The following is a 20,635-nucleotide window of genomic DNA, read 5'->3' on the forward strand; positions in this document are numbered from 1 at the left end:
CCCGCCACGACTTGCCGGAGATTTCAACGCCAAATGACCCACCAATTCACTTTAGTTGTGACGTCACCCAGCCAGTGCATGCGGCAGGTGTTCAACCAGTGCCCGTTGCACGACCGCAAATCTTGGCGTGTGTGCGATTTCCTCTAGCGTTGCGACCCAAAGTGGAACCTCGATTCGGGGATCAATGTTGTTCAACCTATGAAGCCGGGGATCAGCGTCGCCTATAAACGCAGGTAAAAAAGCTCTCCCCACACCGGATGCAACCATCTGCTGAAGCACCAGAAAACTGTCTGCTCCGTTTGTCATGTCATCAGCGCGAACATGTTCAGCCAACCATTTGGCCGGGAGTGAACGGCTGAGGGCCCCATCAAGCCGCATCCATTTTTGATCATGGGTACCGTCACTATAAACCCCGAAGCGCAACGTTCCTGCGCGCTCTCCAGTCAAGCCTTCACCTAGTTGAACCGAAGGGCGGACAACTATATCTGCGGTTAACCTGGTCAGATCATGGTGGCTGTTTCCGCTGAGGATCGTCAGTTCGAGGCTGGGGTAGAGAGCGGAAATTGAGTTTAGTATCTGTGGCAGGACAAACTGGCAAAGGCTGTCCGTGGACGCGATACGCACATGACCCGCAGGCGAACGATTTGCGCCCACAACGGCGCGTTCGACCGAAAGTACGGCGTCTTCAACGCTTTCCATGGCGGACAGAATTGTTCTGGCTTCAGGAAGAACCGAATACCCCGACGGGTCTTTCCGAAAAACAGCGCAGCCATATCGGTGTTCAAAGGCGGCAACCCTGCGCAGGACGGTTGCATGTGCAACGCCCAGGGCTGTCGCCGCCGCATTCAACGAGCCGTGTTTGCTGACGGCGAGGGCATACCGAATATTGTCCCAATTGTCGTTGTTCATAAATGAACAGGTGAGGCCGAATAACAAACAATTACAAGAAAAATCGTTCAAGCTATCATATGGCACATTAAACAGGGAGCCACACCATGATGAAGAAATCTTCGATCTTTGCGGCAGGTCTTTTGTCCTTGGCCGTAGTTGGAACTGCAATTGCTCAGGATAGCGAAAACCCGGCTGTAAAAGCGCGGACTTCGATTATGCAGCTTTACGCTTTCAACCTTGGCACGCTGGGCGCCATGGCCAAGGGAGAGGCAGAATATGATGCCGAAGCGGCTACGCGTGCCGCAAATAATATCGTCGTCGTGTCGCAGATCGACCAATCCGCGATGTGGCCAGCCGGTTCGGATAATGTGTCAGACCCGTCCACCCGCGCCTTGCCCGCTATTTGGGAGAACTTTGCAGATGTCGGCGCTAAAGGGCAGGCACTGGCCGATGCCGCTGTTGCGATGCAGGCTGCGGCAGGTCAGGATGTTGAAGCCCTGAAAGGGGCGATGGGCCAACTTGGCGGAGCCTGCTCGGCCTGTCACAAAGCTTACAGAGCACCAGAAAATTAAAGGAGTATCGATCAGTGCGGCGCATTCTACTTTTCGCCGTTCTAGTCATGCTTATGGCCGGGTTGGCCGGTTTGCTGCTAACCCGGCCGCAAAGAGTTGATCCGGCACAGTTGGCCGGTCTGACCCCCGACGTGACCAGAGGGGCGTCTGTTTTCTATTCAGCAGGATGCGCCTCATGCCATTCGGCCCCGGATGCCCGCGAGGAAGGAAAGCTTGTTCTTGCTGGCGGGCGCCGGTTTGAAACGGATTTCGGTACGTTTGTAGCTCCAAACATTTCCAGTGATCCAGACGCCGGAATTGGATCATGGTCTGCGCTGGATCTGGCCAATGCCCTGAAACACGGAACAGGCCCCAAGGGACAGCATTATTACCCGGCCTTCCCCTACACGTCTTATGCCAAGATGACGGTCGAGGACGTCGCGGCGCTTCATGCGTTTTTGAACACCCTGCCTGCGTCTGATGCGGCAAGTATCCCGCATGACGTCGGTTTCCCTTTCAACATCCGGCGCGGGCTGGGGTTGTGGAAGCTTCTGTTCTCAGGCTCGGGCTGGGTGGTCGAAGGTGATCTGACCGATCAGCAAATCCGGGGCCGGTATCTGGTGGAAGCTTTGGGGCACTGCTCAGAGTGCCATACACCACGAAACGGACTGGGAGGGTTGAAGCGGGATCTTTGGCTGACCGGAGCGCCAAATCCTAACGGCAAAGGGCGCATCCCCGGTCTGACCACTGCCCAGCTTGACTGGTCTGAGGCTGACATCGCTGAATATCTGAAATCCGGTTTCACACCGGATTATGACAGCGCTGGTGGCGAAATGGTCGAAGTCATCGAGAACACCTCGAAACTAAGCGATGAAGACCGATTGGCCATTGCTGCTTACCTGAAATCCGTTCCCGTTCAGTGAATTGACTAATGGTTGCAGAAACTCAGGATTTTGTCAGCGCAGGTCTTATGACGCTGGGTCAAACCAGCGCGTCTACATTGCTCAGATCTCTGGCAATGCGGATCAGCGGGCATTGTTTTCCTATGGTTAACCGCCCCGCGTCGGTTAATCCCATCACTTCGGCGGGTATGCGAGTTGCGGCTTCCAATGCGTCTTCCAGCGGCACTTCTGCTTGCGTGGTCAGGACACGCAGCGCTGTGGTCAAGTCCAGATCGGCCCCCGCCAAAGTACCATCAGACAGTGTCAAACGCCCGTCTTTGCGGGAGATGCGGCGGCCTTCCAGTTCGAACATGCGCTGGTCCGTGCCAGCCGGCGCCATCGCATCGCTGACCAGAAAAATCCGGCCTGGGCCCCGCTTGGCGGCCCAGGCTGTGCGCATGGCTTCAGGGTGAACGTGAATACCGTCGGCGATTAGCCCGGCGTTTAATCGACCCGCGGCCAGAACCGCCCCGACAAGCCCCGGAGATCGATTGCCAAGTTGACTCATGGCGTTGAACAGATGCGTGGCACAGGACGCACCGGCCTCAGCATAAGAAAGGCAGGTATCAAAATCCGCATCACTGTGGCCCAGCGAAACAACGGCACCGGCCGAGACCAGCGCTTTCACCTGCGCAATTGACACGTTCTCTGGCGCAACCGTCAGCATCAATGCGGGTAGCGCTTGTGCAGCCGCGACAAGCGTCGTCAGGTCCTCGTCATCCATGGGGCGAATCAGGGCCGCATCATGGGCACCTTTCCGAGCCACTGAAAGATGTGGTCCCTCAAGATGCAGGCCAGCGATCCCCGGAATACCCGCAGCTACAGCCGCCTTGGCCGCTTCGATGGCGGCGCGGGTCTTGGCTGCGGTATCCGTGATCAGGGTGGGAAGGATCGAGGTTGCTCCAAGCGTCCGGTGCGCCTTGGCAATGCGTGCCAGTGTATCGACAGACGGGGCGGCGTTGAACATCACTCCGCCGCCGCCATTCACTTGCAGGTCAACATAGCCGGGGGCCAGTATGTCGCCTTGCAGATCGACAAGCTTGCCAGCGTCTGTCTTCACGTCAACGCCTATGTCAGTGATGCGGCCAGCCTCCAGTCGCAGCGCGGCACCGTCGTGCAGTTTGGTGCCGTCATAAACAAGCCCGCCGTGGTAGATGGTCGCCTGGACGCTCATACCGTTTCCGTCACTTTCCGCAGGTGACGTGGCGCATCCGGGTTGACCCCGCGCTGTACTGCGACCTGCTCGACCATTGAATAAAAGGACACGATAGCTGCCACCGGGTCCGTCAGCCAGTGATCCGTGCGGACATGAGGCAGCACCTCGGCCTTTGTGACCAATGGGCTGGTGGCAAATACCTGTGCCCCTTTGGCCGCGAGCGTGTCGGCAACCTCGGCCAACAGCGGCTCTGCCGGATCATTGGCGGCAAAGGCAATAACCGGAAATCCGCCTTCCACGATCGAGACAGGGCCATGCAGCACCTCGGCCGAGGAATAACTTTCGGCATGGATCTGGCAGGTTTCCTTGAATTTCAGCGCGGCCTCGTTCGAGATCGCTACGCTTGGTCCGCGACCAAGCGTATAAAGCGAGCTTTGGGTGACGGCAGCCGCCGCTTTGCCCCAGTCACACCGTGTGGCGGCATCAAGGTGCTTTGGCAGGCCACGCAGCGCAGCCAGAAGATCTTTGTCGCCTTTCAGTTCCGCCAGTAGCCAAAGCCCGGCAACCAGCGAGGTCACGAATGTCTTTGTCGCCGCTACACTAAGCTCGGGGCCTGCGTGCAGCGGCAAAGCCGCCTCAGCCGCCAGTGCAAGGGGGGAAGATGGGTCATTTGTGATTGCTACGGTGCTGGCCCCGGCCTTTCGGGCATTTTTCGTAAGCTGCACGATATCCGGGCTTTTTCCTGATTGTGAAACAGAAAGGCAAAGCGCCCCGGCCACATGCAGGTCAGCGCCATACACTGACGCGACCGATGGGCCGACGGATGCCATAGGCAAGCCAAGAAGCAATTCGCTTGCGTATTTCAGAAAAGTACAGGCGTGGTCGGAAGAGCCGCGCGCCGCCGAAATCATGAACTTCAGCCCGCCGTTCCGGGCGACGTCCGCGGCTGTGCTCAGGGCATCTCCGCCATTGCTGAGCAATCGCTCGACGGCAACAGGGATCTCTTCGATTTCCTGACGCATCAGGGTCGTTTTCGGGGTCATCGGGGCAGCCTTTCCATCAGAATCGCAGATCATGGAGTAAGTCGCAGCTCAGCCACAAAGTCATAGGCATCGCCGCGATAGTTGGATTTTGTGAACTCGGCGACGCGCCCGCCTTCCAGATGGGAAATCCGCTGGATGCTTAACCCCGCCGCGCCTTCGGCGACACCAAGCAGAGCTGCATCTTCAGCCTCAAGATTAACGGCGGAAATCTTCTGGATGGCGCGAACAGGTCGGCAGCCGTTTTCTTCCAGAAGATCATAGAGTGAGTCGCGCACGGCAAGCGGGTTTGGCAGAATGTCCAATGGCAACGAGGCACGTTCGACTGCCATGGGGCGCCCGCCAGCCTCTCGCAGGCGGCAAATGCGGGCCACCTGTCCGTCAGCGGGCAGCCCGAGCACCGCCGTTTCCTCGGGTGATGGTAGAAAAACGCCCCGTTCCAACCACTTGGAGGTTGATTCCATACCGCGCAGGCGCATGTCCTCACTGAAAGACGTCAGATGCGAAAGCGATTGTTCCAATTTCGGCGCGGCGTTCCGTACGAAAGACCCGGAACCCTGCCGCTGTACGATTGCGCCCTGTTTCACCAGTTCCTGAATGGCCTTGCGCACGGTGACCCTGGACAGGCCGGTGATCTCGGCGATCTCGCGCTCGGGCGGTAATGAGGAATTCGGGGGAAGGACTCCAGCGTCGATGCCTTCTTCCAGCCGCTGGCGCAGCCGGACATAGCGCGGCCCGCCGCCGTTCTCGAGCCAGTCGTCAGAAGCCAGAAAAGATGCCGCGTTCATGCCGAATGCTCCACTTGGAAAGCCCGGGCCAACGCGATGGCCCCGTCGATAGGCGCACCATTGGGCTCTGTTACTGCGCCACGCGCACGATCCGGCAGATACGCCTCATAGTGAGGGCCAATACCCCCGGTCAGGCATAATGGCATGGCCGGGGTCCAGCCCATTGCTTCCAGTGCTTGCAAAAGATGCGCAGCACCTTCGTGCATAAGCGAAACCGCCCGTTCGTCCCCTGACCTCGCTGCCGCTGTCACCTGTCGCGCGATCTGGCCGAATTCATGTGGTCGTGCCGCGGCCGCGAAAGCGACAATACCGCTTGTACTGCCAAATGCGTTCAGCAAGCCCTCAGTCAGGTTGGATTTTGGCACCAGCCCGTCCCATGCATCCAGCGTAACGGAAAGCGCTCTGCGCCCAATCCACTGAGCAGAGGCCTCATCCCCCAGAACAGAGCCCCAGCCACCGGCAAAGCGTCGGCCGGCTTGCGATTGCAGGGCCAGAAACGAACCCGTTCCGCAATGGGCGATTGCACCGTCGGTTGCTTGATGCGCACCCGCCAGCGCAGGGTGGCGATCATCCTCGACCAGTATACTGTCCAACGGCAAATCCGCCGCCACCCGCTGGGCGATCTGATCACCTGTAACTCCCGCAAGTCCAAAATACGCCGGTATCGGCTTCAGGGTCTCGGGCTGAACACTGAGCTTGGTCGCAAGCATCTTCAGGCCGTCTTTCAGCCGTACAATCGCGCCGTCATAATCGCTGGCGACGTTGGCGGGGCCAACCTCGACCACCAGTCGCTGCTGGCCATCGTCATAGGCGATCCGACAGTTCGTTCCGCCGCCGTCTGCTGCGATGATAGGGTTGTTTTTCGAACTAAGCATGATGATACCTATATAATGCCTATGTTGAACTGTAAATGCCAAAGTAAATCCAATAAGGGCGGAAAGATCGAAAATACGTTGAATTATAAGGCCAATAGCGGCTGAAAAAAAATTAGTGGACAAATGGTATTGTATAGGTATGCTTTCTGGCAACGAGGAGAAACACGTGCTGCCACACATCACCGAACAACTCCACCCGGACGCATACGATTTGGGTAACCGACCGCTGGAAGAGGCGGCGCTGGCCCTGTCCAGGGGTCAGCAGGAAGCGGCCGGTGCCCCGCAGGGTGCCCTGCGTGCGATTTGCGACGGTGCCGACGCCATGGCCCGCAGTCTGGCATCAGGTGGTTCATTGTATTACGCGGCGGCGGGGTCTTCGGGGCTGATGGCTGCGGCTGATGCAATGGAACTGGGCGGTACTTTCGGCATCGACGAAAACCAAGTCCATATCCTGATGGCCGGAGGGTTGCCGCAATCCGCGCATATGCCCGGTGGAACCGAGGATGACACCGACGGGCTGGTCGAAGGGCTGGCCGGGCTTATGCGCAGCGACACGGTCATTGCTGTCTCTGCCAGTGGCACCACCCCCTATACACTTGAGGCCGCGCGACTTGCGCGTGCTGCGGGTGCCAGCACGATCGGGATAGCCAACAACCCGGGCAGCCCACTGTTGACGCAATGCGATCACGCGATTCTGCTTGCCACCCCGCCTGAGCTGATTTCAGGCTCAACCCGAATGGGCGCTGGTACGGCCCAGAAAATTGCGCTGAACATGCTGTCCAGCCTTATGGCAATCAAGTTGGGTCATGTTCACGAGGGGATGATGGTCAACCTGAGAGCAGACAATGCAAAGCTGCGCGCGCGTGCGACCGGCATCGTCGCCCGGATCGCCGGAGTTGATGCAAGCACCGCCCAAAACGCCCTGGCTGAAGCGCAAGGAGACACCAAATCCGCCATTCTCATCGCCGCTCGCGGCGTTTCACTGGCGGCAGCCAATGTGCGCCTGAAAGAAACGGGCGGAGTTCTGAGCGCGGCACTGACACCTGATAAATAACTGCAAACCAAATGGGAGAGTACAATGAAACGTAATAGCCTGAAACTGGCCTTGCTTGGTGGGACGCTGTTAGCCTCTGCCGCCTATGCCGAGGACGTCACGCTGACCATCGAAAGCTGGCGTAACGATGACCTGACCCTGTGGCAGGACCAGATCATCCCGGCCTTTGAAGCAAAACATCCTGGCATCAAAGTCCAGTTCACGCCGTCTGCCCCGGCAGAATACAACGCGGTTTTGAACTCGAAACTTGATGCGGGGTCTGCCGGTGACCTGATTACCTGCCGCCCCTTCGATGCTTCGCTGGCGCTTTATGAGGCCGGTCACCTGACCGATCTGTCCTCGGTCGAGGCGATGAACAACTTCTCGGACGTTGCAAAGTCTGCCTGGCAGACGGATGACGGTTCGGCCAGCTTCTGCGTGCCGATGGCATCGGTTATTCACGGCTTCATCTACAACAAGGACGCTTTCGCCGAGTTGGGCCTCGAAGTGCCGACCACGGAAGACGAGTTCTTTGCCGCCTTGGACAAGATCAAGGAAGACGGCACTTACATCCCAATGGCGATGGGTACCAACGACCAGTGGGAAGCTGCCACGATGGGTTACAATAACATCGGGCCGAACTACTGGAAGGGTGAAGAAGGTCGTCAGGCGTTGATCGCAGGCGAACAGAAGCTGACCGATGAAGCCTGGACAGCCCCGTACGCAACGCTGGCCCGCTGGGGTGCGTATCTGGGTGACGGGTACGAAGCACAGACCTATCCCGACAGCCAGAACATCTTCACTTTGGGCCGCGCGGCCATCTATCCTGCGGGATCATGGGAGATTTCCGGCTTCAACGCACAAGCCGATTTCGAGATGGGTGCATTCAAGCCTCCGGTTCAGAACGCGGGCGACACCTGCTATATCTCGGACCATACGGATATCGGCATCGGCATGAACGCGGCCACGAAGAATCCTGAAGCCGCCGAAACGTTTTTGACTTGGGTCGCAAGCCCTGAGTTTGCTGAAATCTTCGGCAACGCTCTGCCCGGCTTCTTCCCGCTGTCGAGCACTCCGGTCGAGTTGCAGGACCCGCTGGCCAAGGAAATCGTCGGCTGGCGTGAAGAATGTGAATCGACTATCCGCTCGACCTATCAAATCCTGTCGCGCGGCACACCAAACCTCGAGAACGAGACCTGGGGTGCATCCGTTGCCGCTATCAAAGGTGCCAAATCGCCCGAAGAGCTGGGTGCAGAACTACAGGCGGGCCTCGCCTCGTGGTACGCACCACATCAGTAAGCTGAACCATACCCGGGCAGCATGAGTTGCCCGGGTACGCCCGGCATTCCATCGAAAGCGCTCCCCATGACCCGCCCCCGCATCCGCTGGCATATCGTCGTGTTTCTGGCACCAGCCGTGCTTGTCTACACAGCGGTGATGATCTTTCCCCTGTTCAACACGCTCCGTCTGGCCCTTTACTCTGAAGTCGACCAGAGCCGCATATTTGTTGGACTGCAGAACTTTCAAACGCTGTTCTTCGATCCGATTTGGTCGGAACAGTTCTGGAATGCGCTGGGCAACAATTTCTGGTTCTTTCTGATCCACATGCTGGTGCAGAACCCCATCGGCATCGCGCTGGCAGCGCTGCTCAGCCATCCGCGCCTGCGATTTGCAGTTCTCTATCGGTCGGCGATCTTCATTCCAACAATCCTGAGCTTTGTGATCGTCGGATTTGCATGGAAACTGATCCTGTCGCCCATCTGGGGCATCGCGCCTTCGATGCTGGATGCGGTTGGGTTGAAATCCCTCTTTGCCCCGTGGTTGGGAAAGGAGGAATACGCTTTGACCACTCTGGCGCTGATTTCGGTCTGGCAGTTTGTCGGTATCCCAATGATGCTGATTTACGCGGCCTTGCTATCGATCCCTGAGGAAATCCTGGAAGCCGGGGAAGTGGATGGCATCACCGGTACAAGTGCCTTTTGGAAAATCAAGCTGCCGCTGATCCTGCCCTCGATCGGGATCATCTCAATTCTGACATTTGTCGGCAATTTCAACGCCTTCGATCTGATCTATGCTGCACAGGGCGCTCTGGCGGGGCCTGACTTCTCGACCGATATTCTTGGCACCTTCATGTATCGCACATTCTTTGGCTTCCAGCTGCAATTGGGTGATCCGCATATGGGTTCGGCCATCGCTGGTGCGATGTTTGCAATCATCCTGCTGGGTGTCTGTGTCTACCTTTTCGGCATCCAGACCCGGATGCGCCGGTACCAGCTGTAAGGAGCAGATGACATGAACAAGGCCCGCTCCAACCCGCTAAACACCTTCGCGATGCATGGTGCACTGATCTTCTATACGCTGATCGCACTGTTTCCGGTTTTCGTGATCCTGATCAACAGCTTCAAGACCCGCAAGGCGATCTTTCGCGAACCGCTGGCGCTGCCCGATGCCGACAGTTTTTCGATGATCGGGTATCAGACAGTGATGAAACAGGGGGATTTCTTCCTTTATTTCCAAAACTCTCTGATTGTGACCGTTGCATCCCTGACTTTGGTCCTGCTGTTTGGCGCAATGGCGGCTTATGCGCTGAGTGAGTACCGGTTCAAGGGCAACATGCTTATGGGTCTGTACCTGGCGCTTGGAATCATGATCCCGATCCGCATCGGCACTGTGGCCATCCTGGAAATGATGGTGGCGACCGGGCTGGTGAACACCCTGTGGGCGCTGATCCTTGTCTATACGGCGCAGGGCCTGCCCTTGGCGGTGTTCATCCTCAGCGAGTTCATGAAACAGGTGAGTGACGACCTCAAGAATGCGGGCCGCATTGACGGGCTAAGCGAATACACAATCTTCTTTCGGCTTGTGTTGCCGCTGGTGCGTCCGGCAATGGCAACGGTTGCCGTGTTCAACATGATCCCGATCTGGAACGATCTATGGTTCCCGCTGATCCTCGCCCCTGCGGAAGAGACCAAGACACTGACGCTGGGCAGCCAGGTCTTCATCGGTCAGTTTGTGACAGACTGGAATGCGGTCTTGTCAGCCCTTTCAATGGCGATCCTGCCGGTGCTGATCCTCTATGTGATCTTCTCGCGACAGCTTATCCGCGGCATCACGTCAGGAGCGGTGAAATGACCCGCGTCCTGATCGCAGGCCTTGGAAATATGGGGCTGAGCCATGCGCTGGCACATCACCACCACCCGGACGCACAGATTGTCGGGCTGGTGAACCGATCCGGCCGCGTGGATCACCCTGATCTGACGCGCTATTCGGTGTATTCAAGTTTTGAGGCCGCTCTGACCGAAACCAAACCGGATCTGGTTGTGGTTGCGACCTATTCGGACAGTCACGCGGATTACGCCTGCGCCGCGATGGAGGCGGGTGCGCATGTGTTTGTCGAAAAACCGCTCGCCACCAACGTTGCCGATGCGCGGCGTGTGGTCGAAACAGCGGCGCGTCTGAACCGTAAGCTGGTCGTGGGCTACATCCTGCGCCACCACCCATCCTGGATGCGTCTGATCGCCGAGGCTCGCACTCTGGGTGGCCCCTATGTGTTCCGTCTGAACCTGAATCAACAATCCTCAGGTCCTGAGTGGGAGACGCACAAGGCCCTGATGCAGACCACTTCCCCCATCGTGGATTGTGGTGTGCATTATGTCGATGTGATGTGCCAGATCACCGACGCAAAACCCGTTCGCGTCCATGGCATGGGTCTGCGCCTGTCGGATGAAATCGCGCCTGACATGTACAATTACGGCCAGTTTCAGGTCGTGTTCGACGACGGTTCGGTCGGGTGGTACGAGGCTGGTTGGGGTCCGATGATGTCCGAAACCGCGTTTTTCGTGAAGGACATCGTGTCACCCAACGGGTCTGTGTCGATCACCGACGGCAACAAGGGCGCGTCAGCGGACATCGATGGTCACACCAAGGTTGGTGGCCTTCTGGTTCACACGCCGCAGGGCGACAGGATTATCGACATGCCTGATGAGCCCGGCCATCAGGAACTGTGCGATGCTGAACAAGCCTATATGCTGCGCGCCATCGCCGAGGATATCGACCTGACCCGCCATATGTCCGACGCCGTACAATCCCTTGCCATCTGCCTGGCCGCTGATCAAAGCATCCGCACTGGCCAACCCGTTTCTCTTGAGGAGACCCGCCAATGACCGCCCTTTCACTGAAAAACATTCACAAATCCTTTGGCAATGTAGAGGTCCTGAAGGACATCAATCTTGAGGTTGAGGACGGCGAGTTTGTGGTTTTTGTCGGCCCCTCCGGATGTGGCAAGTCCACTCTTCTGCGCGTTATTGCAGGGCTTGAAGACGCCACATCGGGTGAGATCAGAATTGCTGGTGAGCAGGTCAATCTGACCCCGCCCTCGAAACGCGGCATCGCCATGGTGTTCCAGAGTTACGCGCTTTATCCGCACCTGAATGTACGCGGCAACCTGACCCTTGCCCTGAAACAGGAACGCCAGCAGAAAGCCGTGATCGACGAGCGCGTCGCCGAGGCGAGCCGGATGCTGGGGTTGGAGCCCTATCTTGACCGCTACCCATCCGAACTGTCGGGGGGGCAGCGCCAGCGTGTTGCCATCGGTCGCGCCATCGTGCGCCAACCCAAGCTGTTCCTGTTCGACGAACCGCTCTCCAATCTTGATGCTGCTTTGCGCATGAACACCCGGATCGAGATCGCAAATCTGCACAGGCAACTCTCGGCCTCGATGATTTATGTCACGCACGATCAGACAGAAGCGATGACACTGGCCGACAAGATAGTGGTGCTGCGCGACGGACGGGTGGAACAGGTCGGCAGCCCGATGGAGCTGTACAACAACCCAGCAAACCGCTTTGTCGCGGGCTTTCTTGGTTCACCGTCCATGAATTTTCTGCCTGCGGACAACCTGACTCCAGGCGATGCGCGCGAACTGGGGCTGCGCCCAGAGGACATCCGCCTGGAAAGCGGCGGACCGATCGCCGGCACCGTTTCGCATGTTGAGCAGTTGGGCGGTGATACCAATGTCATTCTGCAAACCAGTAATGTGCCAATTACAGTTCGTTTGTTTGGCCAGCATGCAATTGCCCCGGGTGACGATGTACAATTCGGGTTTGATCCCAACCGTGCATATTACTTCGGAAATGACGGGCAGAGACTACAGTAACGGCAGTTTTCGACCCGTTCTGCATCAGTTTGTTCCGGTGTGAGCGTGACCCAAAGAGGGCAAGCGCCGGAAAACGTGACTGGTTAACCAAGATTGTGGCGTGTGAACATAAATTGCCCGGATGGTAGGTTCGACCGGAAGTCAGCGGCACGACCGGGCAGCGCCCTGTAGAACTGACGCAAGCCGGGCTCGATGTCTTCAGCCAGATTTTCGCACTGTAGGCACAAGGTCTTGACCAAGCTGTTTGGATGTCGATTTGTGATCGCCAAAATCAGCTCCGCATGTGCAGCCCTGAGATCCTGGAATGCCGCTGTTTGCAACAGGGCCTGATCGCCCACCAAAACAAAGACGGGTTCCGGGTTGGCTTTGCCTTTCAGATCAACATGCCCGGCCTCTAACATGGCCAGCTCCCCATTCGTGATTTCATGGACACCGTTGGAAACGACGATGTCATAGTCGACTGTTCGACAGCATTGTTCGATCCGTGCTGAGACATTCACGACGTCACCGATAACCGTGTAGTTGAACCGTTTCTGCGAGCCGATATTGCCGACGCAGGCCTGCCCGGTGGCAAGCCCCGTTGCCAGCGCGATAGGGGGGCGGTTTCGCATGATGTCGGATTCATTGAACTCTGCCAAAGCTCGCCGCATTTTCAGCGCGGCTAATGAAGCCCGGCACGGGTGGTCAGCGACAGGCAGAGGCGCATTCCAGAACGCCATAACGGCGTCGCCGATAAACTTGTCGATGGTTCCCCGTTCAGCCAGTATCTGATCGCCGATACTGGAAAAAAGCGCATTCAGCAGTGAGACCAGCTCGGTGGCAGATGCGGATTCAGACAGAGGTGTGAAACCCCGGATGTCGGAAAACATCACCGTGATATCCTGCGTCTCTCCTCCCAAATGCAGCTGATGCCCGGTGGCTTCCATCTCATCAAGGATTTCCGGGGCGACGTAATGAGAGAAGACTTTCCGGATTTTGCGCTTTTCCCGTTCGGTAGACAGGAAAAGATATCCTGCCAGCAGCCCGAAATTTGCTATGCCACCGACAAGCGGAAATGTGGCGTCGAACAGAACCGACTGGTTTTGAAAAACCAGCCAACTGATTGTCAGAACGGCAGCGGCGGCGACACCGCCTGCAATGAAAGATGCAACCGCACCGAAACTGGACATGACGGCAATCACGACAAGCCCGAGAAAGGCGAAGGCAAGCATTTCCTGCGCTGCGGTCACGTCCGAGCGACTTAGCATTTCGTTGGTCAACACCTGTTCCAGAACCTGGGCATGAATCGAAACACCGGGAACGCTTTCCCCAAGCGCCGTCTGGTGCATATCGAATAAACCGGCAGCCGACGTTCCGATCAGGATGATCCGCCCCTCAACTTCCGCCCGAACGTCCGCATCATCCGAACCTTTGAGGATATCGTTGGCCGAGATATACAGCTCGGGCGCATCGCGCCGGTATCTCAGCCAAATCTCGCCGTTTTCTGTCGTTGGTATCCGGTATCCCCCGACCTCAACCGCCAACATGATGCCTGTTTCGTCCTGCGCACCTTCGGCCATGATATTGGTCTCGCCCAAGGCAACTCTCAGGGCTTCAATCGACAGACCCGGTAACAGCCCATCTGGCCCGCGCCAAAGAACCGGCACGCGGCGCATGATACCGGTTCCGCCGATGGGCGAGACGTTGACCCCACCAATACCTGCCGCAGTCCGGTCCAACGGAGGCGCAATTGGCGTCCAATGAGGAACTGAAATTAGACCCGCGGCGGGATTTTCCCCGAACTCAATGATACCTGCTTTTGCAGAGATAGGATTTCCTTCAGCAGACAAACGTGCGGCAGTCCCAAGAACGACCGGCCAATAAGCGATTTCCATCCCAAGCAAGACATCATTGTCGAGCTTCCGAGCGTGCCGTTCCACTGTGAGAACCCCTGCCAAAGACGGATCGTTCAAAAGCCGTGAGGGGGAAAACCGGTCAGGCTCAGCGAACAACATATCAAATGCGATGGCCGCAGCGCCATATTCACCCAGATTTTGAACGATCTGCGCCACCAGTGTTCGAGGCCAGGGCCATTGCCCCCAATTGGCCAGAGAGGCCTCGTCAATATCTACAACCCGTATGGGGAGGTCAGGATTGAACTCACGCGGGGATGACCTTTGCAGAACGTCGAAATAGATCAGACGGGTCATTCGCACCGGATAGGGATCCATGACCCGGATGAAACAACCCACAAGGATCAGACACAATCCGACAAGGCGGAACGCCCATTTCCCCGTCCTGGTTTTGCGCTTTTCGTCGCTCACGTCGTTCTCCGGACAAGTGAGTCCATTTCCGCTTTTTCGACAACGCTACCGGAACAGCTCACTATTTGATTCTTGCTGCTCAGGACCTTCCTGACCTGGTTCCTCTCGATCAGGTTCTTCGGGTTCCGGATCAGGCTCTTCCGGTTCTGGTTCTGGTTCTGGTTCTTCCGGCTCCGGTTCTGGTTCTACTTCTGGCTCTGGGTTTGACGGGGGGGTTGGCGGCGCTGCGACGCTGACTGGGCGCGGCTGGGGCGCAGTTCTGCGAATGTCGGCCCTGTCGATTTTGGCCTGTTGCACGGGCGCACCTTCGCCAGAACACCCCTCAACACGTACCTGCAAAGGAGGCAGCAGGCCTTCCTGCGACTGAACAAAAGGGAAACCAGATTTCAGCGCCTGGTCATACTGCGCCTGATCAGCAGGTCGCCCGACTGCTCCGCCTCCACTGGTGGCATACATGCTGCATACGCGGCCTGTGGACCTGCAAGACCCCTGTGCACTGCACATTTGAACCGTCCCGTGCAGGACAAGCATTGCGCTTTGGGTTTGTGATACGACCCACATGTCGAAGGTTGTGCCACGAACTGCCATTGTCGCAGTCGGGGTCTTGATCGAATAGGCTCTTTTTCTGCTCTTGCCGGAAATGAATCGAAAGCTGCCACCAAGTGCTTGCACGGCAAAGCTTTTGGCTTTTCGATTGCTCCGAAGCATGGTCACGTCCAACACCATATGCGCATTGGGGCCAACGGCAATTTTGGTTTCATCCACAAAAACGATCTGAACCAAACCGCTGTGATCTGTAGAAATCGTATCGCCCGACACCACATCCATTCCTGAAATGACAGGCTGAGTGTTTCCGGCGCGAATGATCTGAGCGCCTTGTTTGGCGCTGATGACAGTTCCGATGTTGGCAAGGGCCTGCACCGGCATGAGCGCGACAACAAATACAACCAACACAATCTTTAACCAAGCCAAACCATAGCCCCTTCCCCCAACGGGTCTAAGTAAGCGCGAAGCGCGCCAAGCTCGATTTTTGCCCCCAGAAATGTGTTATTCTTATTCAATTACTCTAAAATGCTAGCAATATTTATGCATTATGGTGTGTATTTGTAGCAAGAGATTTTTTGATCGTGAATTTCTGCGTTAAGTCCGACGTGAGCCTCCCCACTTAACAGGCCGAAGTGTAGCCTCCATCAAATGAGAGCAATGGGCACCCGGCTCATCGCTTGCCCCGCGATGAGCCATGACGTTATGGATGTGTTTATCCTAAAACTCAGAGGAATTGTTCGGGCAACAATGCGTCCGGCATGTTCTGGTAACACACGGGTCTCAGGAACCGCCGGATTGACAATGTGCCAACCGAGGTAGCACCGAAATTGGTCGAAGCGGGGTAGGGGCCGCCATGCACCATGCTGTCGCAGACCTCGACGCCCGTGGGAAAGCCATTGGCCAGCACACGCCCGGCCTTGCGCTCGAGGATCGGCATCAGGGAACGCGCGGTGTCCATGTCCGCATCATCCATATGCAGGGTACAGGTCAGCTGACCTTGCAGACTGTGTGCGACGGCCCGCATTTCGTCAGGCGTTTCGGCGGTCACTATTACGCCCAGCGGGCCAAAAACCTCTTCACCAAGGGTTTGGCTTTCCAGCCAGTTCGCAGCATTGGTACGATACAGGTACGGGGACGCGGTGCGTTGGTCACACATCGAGGTCAGAACCTCCTGCACACCTGTTGTATTGGCGATCCTTGCCTGACCAGTTCGGTAAGCGTCGGCGATGCCGTCGGTCAGCATGGTCTGCGCGGGTGTTTCTGACAAGGCGGTTCGCGTGGTTTCGGCGAAGCGGTCCGCTGCTGCACCCGCCAGCAAAACGGCGACCCCGGGGTTGGTACAGAACTGACCTGCGCCCATGGTCAGCGACCCTGCCCAGTTCTGAGCAATGTTGTCGCCCCGGTTCGTCAGAGCAGCATCGAGAATGAACATCGGGTTGACCGAGCCAAGTTCACCGAAAAACGGGATTGGTTCAGGACGTGCGGCACATAGATCGAACAGTGCCCGACCACCAGCCAATGAGCCAGTGAACCCGACAGCCCTGATCAGCGGGTGCTGTACCAAAGCGGAACCCACGGTCCGGTCACCCCCCTGAATAAGACTGAAGACACCGGGATTAATTTTGCAGCGTTCGATGGCAGCATGTATAGCCTCGGCTATGATCTCACCGGTACCCGGGTGGGCGCTGTGCCCTTTTACGACAACGGGACACCCAGCAGCCAAGGCGGCCGCGGTGTCGCCGCCTGCGGTTGAAAAGGCCAAAGGGAAATTCGAAGCACCGAATACGGCGACAGGGCCAATTGGGCGCTGGATCATTTTCAGATCCGGGCGCGGCAGCGGCGAGCGGTCTGGCAACGGGCCGTCGTGACGCCGATCCAGATACTCACCACTCAGAATATGTGTGGCAAACAAGCGAAGTTGGCCCGATGTGCGACCCCGCTCTCCTTGCAGACGGGCCTCGGGCAGGCCGGTTTCCTGCGAACCGATTTCAGTAATCGCCTCGGCGCGGGCTTCGATCTCATCTGCGATGGCATTCAGAAATGCCGCGCGGTCTTCCCGGGTCGAAAAACCATAGCTCCAGAACGCTTCTTCGGCAGCTTCCGCAGCCGCATCAACATCCTGAAGGCGCCCCACCGAAAAACTGTGTGACGGTCCAAAAGCGGGCTGTGACTGAAAAAACGTGTCACCTGAAAGCCAGTTTCCAGCGATGAGGTGCTTACCATGGGGGGAGCAGGTCATGAAGGTTCCATATTTACGATTCTGAAGCTATGGATAATGTATCCAATTAAGAGAGACAATCAAGCGCCCTGTTAGGTCTCCTCCATGGCGCGTTTTGCTACGATCATCTCCAGCAGCTGTTCCTTTGTTCGCCGGATGTGCCGCATCAGCATGTTACAGGCTTCGTCAACGTTCCCTGCTTGCGCCAGTTTCAACAGCTCTCGATGCTCTTTTTTCGCCGGTTCCCGCTGCTTCATCACGCTCAAATGCATTCGGACATAGCGGTCTGATTGCAGATTGACGCGGTCCAGCAATTCATTCGTCAGTTTCCTCTGCGACGCCGCGTAGAGGGCGGAGTGATATTGGTAATTCAGGATCCCCCACTTGCTGACGTCATTCTCGTCATAAGACGCTTCCATCTGCGTCAAAATCTCGTTGCATCGTGCAAAGTCGGCAGATGTCATCTGCGGAATGGCTCTGCGGAAAAGATCGACTTCAATAAGCATTCGAAGGTCGAATATTTCTCCAATCTCGTTCAATGAGTGTTTGGTAACTGATCCGCCCCGATTATTGGCCCATTGAATCAGGCCTTCAGCGTTCAGACGCTTTAGGGCTTCGCGGATGGGCATCCGAGATACGTCGTATTCTTCGGCCAGAGCTTCCTGGCGAATAGCTTCACCTTCGGCAAGTTCACCGTTCAGAATACGTTCACGAAGATCGTTCGCGATGACATCTGGTAGGCTTTGCTTGGTTATAGCGCGCTTTCCTGCCATATCTTTCCTGCCACTTGTTTGGGTACAGCTACCGGTTACCGGCGTTATTCCAAGCTGAGCCGCGACTCGGCCACCCAGAAAGCTGATTAAGGACACTCCGCTTGATAATGCATCCAATATCCATGGTGATTCAACCCTGCTGAGACAGCGAGGTAAGACCAAGAGCGAATGGAACCTTCTGTAACTGCCTTTCCCTGAGAGCGGGCGCGGCCAATGCACTGTTTAGTCAGACACCCCAGGTGTCCGACAAGCGATACCCGCCAGGCCAGGGGTCATCCGGGTCAAGCATGTGTTGGTGAATTCCGGTGATCCAGCCGCGCCCACTGATTTCGGGGACAATCGCGGTACGGCCGGCCACTTCGGTGGTATCGACAATCCGACCGGTGAACCGTGATCCGATGATCGAGACCGCCTCGAACGTCTGACCCGGCGACATCAATCCTTTTGCCGCCATCAGCGCCATGCGCGCGGAAACCGCTGTACCTGTAGGCGACCGATCAACCTTGCCGGGTTGGATCGCCACGGCAGATTTTCCGGTCAATCCGGTTTCGGTCTCGCTGATCGGGCCGCAGAAAGCACAGAATGAGATATGGTCCCAATCCGGGTTTTCAGGATGCGAAAACCCAAGCTGTTCATTGGCTGCATTGGTGATCTTCACCCCCAATCGGGCAATGTCACGGGCCTCATGTTCGACAATCTCGAATCCCAAAGCCTGTGCATCGACCACGACAAAACTGTCACCCCCATAGGCGGTATCAACCATGATCGTATCCAATCCGGGTACCTCAAGTGGGACAGACAGTTTGTCGGCAAAGCTGGGCAGGTTTTGCACGAAAATGCGTTGCGCTTTGCCACCGCTGCATTCTGCCCGGACATGAACCAGCCCGCCCGGGGCCTCAAGCACCATATGAGTTTCGGGTTCCTGCATCGGAATGATCCCGCCATCCAGCAATACGGTTGAAACACAGATCGAGTTCGAACCCGACATCGGCGGTGTGTCTTCGGGTTCCATAATGATAAAGGCCGCGTCGGCCTTGGGGTGTTTCGGGGGCACCAGAAGATTGACATGACGGAAAACACCGCCCCGGGGTTCGTTCAGAACGAAGTTGCGCAGCGTCTGGTCGCCCGCGACAAAGCTGCGCTGTTCCCACAAGGTGTCGCCCGGTGGCGGGGCAACGCCCCCAACGATAACATCCCCGACTTCACCTTCTGCGTGGGCTGAAATGACATGAACGGTTTTGCTGCTCCGCATCGGATCTCTCAATATTGTGCGACAGGCTCGCCCAGAGCGTCGAAAATCGGTGTAACACCCAGACCCGGACGGGCGGGTGCGGTCATCCGGCCGTTGACACGCTTTGGCGCACCCTCGGCAATGTCCACGGTGCCGTAAGAGTTGAAATCCGTGGCAGAGAATGTGAACTCGGACGGCGTTGAACGGGCCAGATGTGCAATGGCTGCGGTGGTGATGTCACCACCCCAGGTGTCTTCGATCGTCATGGGGATGCCGTGCGCCACGCACAGGTCCCGCATAAGATGGGCTTTGGTCAACCCTCCGACTTTCGAGATCTTCAGGTTGATCACATCCATCGCGTCTTCGGCAATGCCGCGGACCAGCGTGTTGGGAGTGTCGATCACCTCGTCCATCACGAAAGGCAACGCGGTGCGGCGGCGGATCGACACGCATTCCTCATAGGTCAGGCAAGGCTGTTCCACATAGACATCCAGACCCGAAATCGCGCCCACCACGCGTGCGGCCTCGTGCCGGGTCCAGCCGGTATTGGCGTCTGCTACAAGCAGGTCCGTCTTTTTCAGAACGGCGCGGGTGGCGTGGATACGGTCGATGTCGTCATTGGCCTCGCCACCCACCTTGAGCTGAAACTTGGTGTAGCCTTCGGCAGCATAGCCTTCGATCTTTTTGGCCATGATCTCGGGAGCTTCCTGACTGATCGCGCGATAAAGCACCACATCATCCTGCGCAGCGCCCCCCAGCAATGTGTAAAGCGGCTGGTCCGTGGCCTTGCCCAGCAGATCCCAGCAGGCAATATCCACCGGAGCCTTAGCATAGGGATGACCCCGCAAGGCCGCATCCATCGTACGGTTGATCTGACCGATATTCAGTGGGTCCTGCCCGATCAAATGCGGGGCCAGCTCTGCCAGCCCGGCCCGGACGCCGAGCGCAAAAGACGGCAGATAGGCCGAGCCAAGCGGGCAGCATTCGGCATAGCCCTTCAACCCTTCATCTGTGATGATTTCCAGAACGGTGCTGTCAAACACTTCGACAAAATTGCCGTTGGACCAGCTATAGCGGCCTTCTTTCAGCGGCAGATCCACCTGATATACGTTCAGCCCGGTGATTTTCATAAGG

The 20,635-nt window shown here is 57.2% G+C and carries 19 protein-coding genes; 8 read left to right on the forward strand and 11 right to left on the reverse strand.

Annotated elements, in window-relative coordinates; translation table 11 throughout:
* Positions 1-63 precede the first annotated feature (63 nt).
* Positions 64-909 carry a LysR family transcriptional regulator gene (locus ACR0DS_RS13360; protein WP_480559062.1) on the reverse strand — a complete coding sequence of 282 codons (846 nt, stop codon included), beginning with the start codon at positions 907-909 and terminating at the stop codon, positions 64-66.
* 86 nt (positions 910-995) lie between these two features.
* On the opposite strand from ACR0DS_RS13360, the gene ACR0DS_RS13365 reads away from it, so the two are divergent.
* Both ACR0DS_RS13365 and ACR0DS_RS13370 read left to right on the forward strand, forming a co-directional pair.
* Positions 996-1,463, forward strand: coding sequence for a c-type cytochrome (locus tag ACR0DS_RS13365; protein WP_480559064.1), 468 nt, complete (start codon positions 996-998; stop codon positions 1,461-1,463).
* A 14-nt stretch (positions 1,464-1,477) separates the two neighbouring features.
* A complete protein-coding gene (locus ACR0DS_RS13370) occupies positions 1,478-2,365 on the forward strand; it encodes a c-type cytochrome (RefSeq protein WP_480559066.1) in 888 nt (295 codons plus the stop codon).
* 58 nt (positions 2,366-2,423) lie between these two features.
* Here ACR0DS_RS13370 and nagA read toward each other — a convergent pair whose 3' ends face one another.
* Genes nagA through ACR0DS_RS13390 form a run of 4 tightly spaced genes read right to left on the reverse strand, consistent with a single transcriptional unit; the run spans position 2,424 to position 6,242 of the window.
* Complete coding sequence (nagA, locus tag ACR0DS_RS13375; RefSeq protein WP_480559068.1) at positions 2,424-3,557, reverse strand: N-acetylglucosamine-6-phosphate deacetylase; 1,134 nt, start codon at positions 3,555-3,557, stop codon at positions 2,424-2,426.
* Positions 3,554-4,582 (reverse strand): SIS domain-containing protein, encoded by a 1,029-nt coding sequence (locus tag ACR0DS_RS13380; RefSeq protein ID WP_480559070.1) that lies wholly within the window; start codon positions 4,580-4,582, stop codon positions 3,554-3,556. The genes nagA and ACR0DS_RS13380 overlap by 4 nt, the downstream gene beginning before the upstream one ends.
* Before the next feature lie 29 nt (positions 4,583-4,611).
* Positions 4,612-5,367, reverse strand: coding sequence for a GntR family transcriptional regulator (locus ACR0DS_RS13385; protein WP_209507520.1), 756 nt, complete (start codon positions 5,365-5,367; stop codon positions 4,612-4,614).
* On the reverse strand, positions 5,364-6,242 hold the full coding sequence (locus ACR0DS_RS13390) for a glucosamine kinase nucleotide-binding domain-containing protein (RefSeq protein WP_480483409.1): 879 nt from the start codon (positions 6,240-6,242) through the stop codon (positions 5,364-5,366). The genes ACR0DS_RS13385 and ACR0DS_RS13390 overlap by 4 nt, the downstream gene beginning before the upstream one ends.
* 166 nt (positions 6,243-6,408) lie before the next feature.
* Here ACR0DS_RS13390 and ACR0DS_RS13395 point away from each other — a divergent pair, with 166 nt between their 5' ends.
* The 6 genes from ACR0DS_RS13395 to ACR0DS_RS13420 all read left to right on the forward strand — a co-directional run bounded on the left by ACR0DS_RS13395 (position 6,409) and on the right by ACR0DS_RS13420 (position 12,430).
* Entirely contained in the window at positions 6,409-7,296 is an 888-nt protein-coding gene (locus ACR0DS_RS13395; protein WP_480559072.1) for an N-acetylmuramic acid 6-phosphate etherase, read from the forward strand.
* Between the two features lie 24 nt (positions 7,297-7,320).
* Complete coding sequence (locus ACR0DS_RS13400) at positions 7,321-8,574, forward strand: ABC transporter substrate-binding protein (protein WP_267366202.1); 1,254 nt, start codon at positions 7,321-7,323, stop codon at positions 8,572-8,574.
* Positions 8,575-8,640: 66 nt separating this feature from the next.
* Positions 8,641-9,555: a carbohydrate ABC transporter permease gene (locus ACR0DS_RS13405; RefSeq protein ID WP_209597484.1), complete on the forward strand. Its 915-nt coding sequence runs from the start codon at positions 8,641-8,643 to the stop codon at positions 9,553-9,555.
* A 12-nt stretch (positions 9,556-9,567) separates the two neighbouring features.
* Positions 9,568-10,407 (forward strand): carbohydrate ABC transporter permease, encoded by an 840-nt coding sequence (locus tag ACR0DS_RS13410; RefSeq protein WP_267366204.1) that lies wholly within the window; start codon positions 9,568-9,570, stop codon positions 10,405-10,407.
* Positions 10,404-11,438 (forward strand): Gfo/Idh/MocA family protein, encoded by a 1,035-nt coding sequence (locus ACR0DS_RS13415; RefSeq protein ID WP_480559074.1) that lies wholly within the window; start codon positions 10,404-10,406, stop codon positions 11,436-11,438. The genes ACR0DS_RS13410 and ACR0DS_RS13415 overlap by 4 nt, the downstream gene beginning before the upstream one ends.
* The gene (locus ACR0DS_RS13420) at positions 11,435-12,430 is read left to right on the forward strand and encodes an ABC transporter ATP-binding protein (RefSeq protein WP_480559076.1); all 996 of its coding nucleotides are present in this window, start codon (positions 11,435-11,437) and stop codon (positions 12,428-12,430) included. The genes ACR0DS_RS13415 and ACR0DS_RS13420 overlap by 4 nt, the downstream gene beginning before the upstream one ends.
* Before the next feature lie 83 nt (positions 12,431-12,513).
* Here ACR0DS_RS13420 and ACR0DS_RS13425 read toward each other — a convergent pair whose 3' ends face one another.
* The 6 genes from ACR0DS_RS13425 to ACR0DS_RS13450 all read right to left on the reverse strand — a co-directional run bounded on the left by ACR0DS_RS13425 (position 12,514) and on the right by ACR0DS_RS13450 (position 20,631).
* A complete protein-coding gene (locus tag ACR0DS_RS13425) occupies positions 12,514-14,733 on the reverse strand; it encodes a CHASE2 domain-containing protein (protein WP_480539223.1) in 2,220 nt (739 codons plus the stop codon).
* Between the two features lie 45 nt (positions 14,734-14,778).
* A complete protein-coding gene (locus ACR0DS_RS13430; RefSeq protein WP_480488051.1) occupies positions 14,779-15,705 on the reverse strand; it encodes a FecR family protein in 927 nt (308 codons plus the stop codon).
* A 298-nt stretch (positions 15,706-16,003) separates the two neighbouring features.
* A complete protein-coding gene (locus ACR0DS_RS13435; RefSeq protein WP_480559078.1) occupies positions 16,004-17,518 on the reverse strand; it encodes an aldehyde dehydrogenase (NADP(+)) in 1,515 nt (504 codons plus the stop codon).
* A gap of 71 nt (positions 17,519-17,589) precedes the next feature.
* Positions 17,590-18,270 (reverse strand): GntR family transcriptional regulator, encoded by a 681-nt coding sequence (locus tag ACR0DS_RS13440; RefSeq protein WP_480483392.1) that lies wholly within the window; start codon positions 18,268-18,270, stop codon positions 17,590-17,592.
* Positions 18,271-18,496: 226 nt separating this feature from the next.
* Positions 18,497-19,522: a trans-3-hydroxy-L-proline dehydratase gene (locus ACR0DS_RS13445; RefSeq protein WP_480559080.1), complete on the reverse strand. Its 1,026-nt coding sequence runs from the start codon at positions 19,520-19,522 to the stop codon at positions 18,497-18,499.
* An 8-nt stretch (positions 19,523-19,530) separates the two neighbouring features.
* Positions 19,531-20,631 carry a cis-3-hydroxy-L-proline dehydratase gene (locus ACR0DS_RS13450; RefSeq protein ID WP_480483388.1) on the reverse strand — a complete coding sequence of 367 codons (1,101 nt, stop codon included), beginning with the start codon at positions 20,629-20,631 and terminating at the stop codon, positions 19,531-19,533.
* Between the last annotated feature and the right edge of the window lie 4 nt (positions 20,632-20,635).

It is taken from the genome of Ruegeria sp. AF5 (assembly GCF_056541905.1).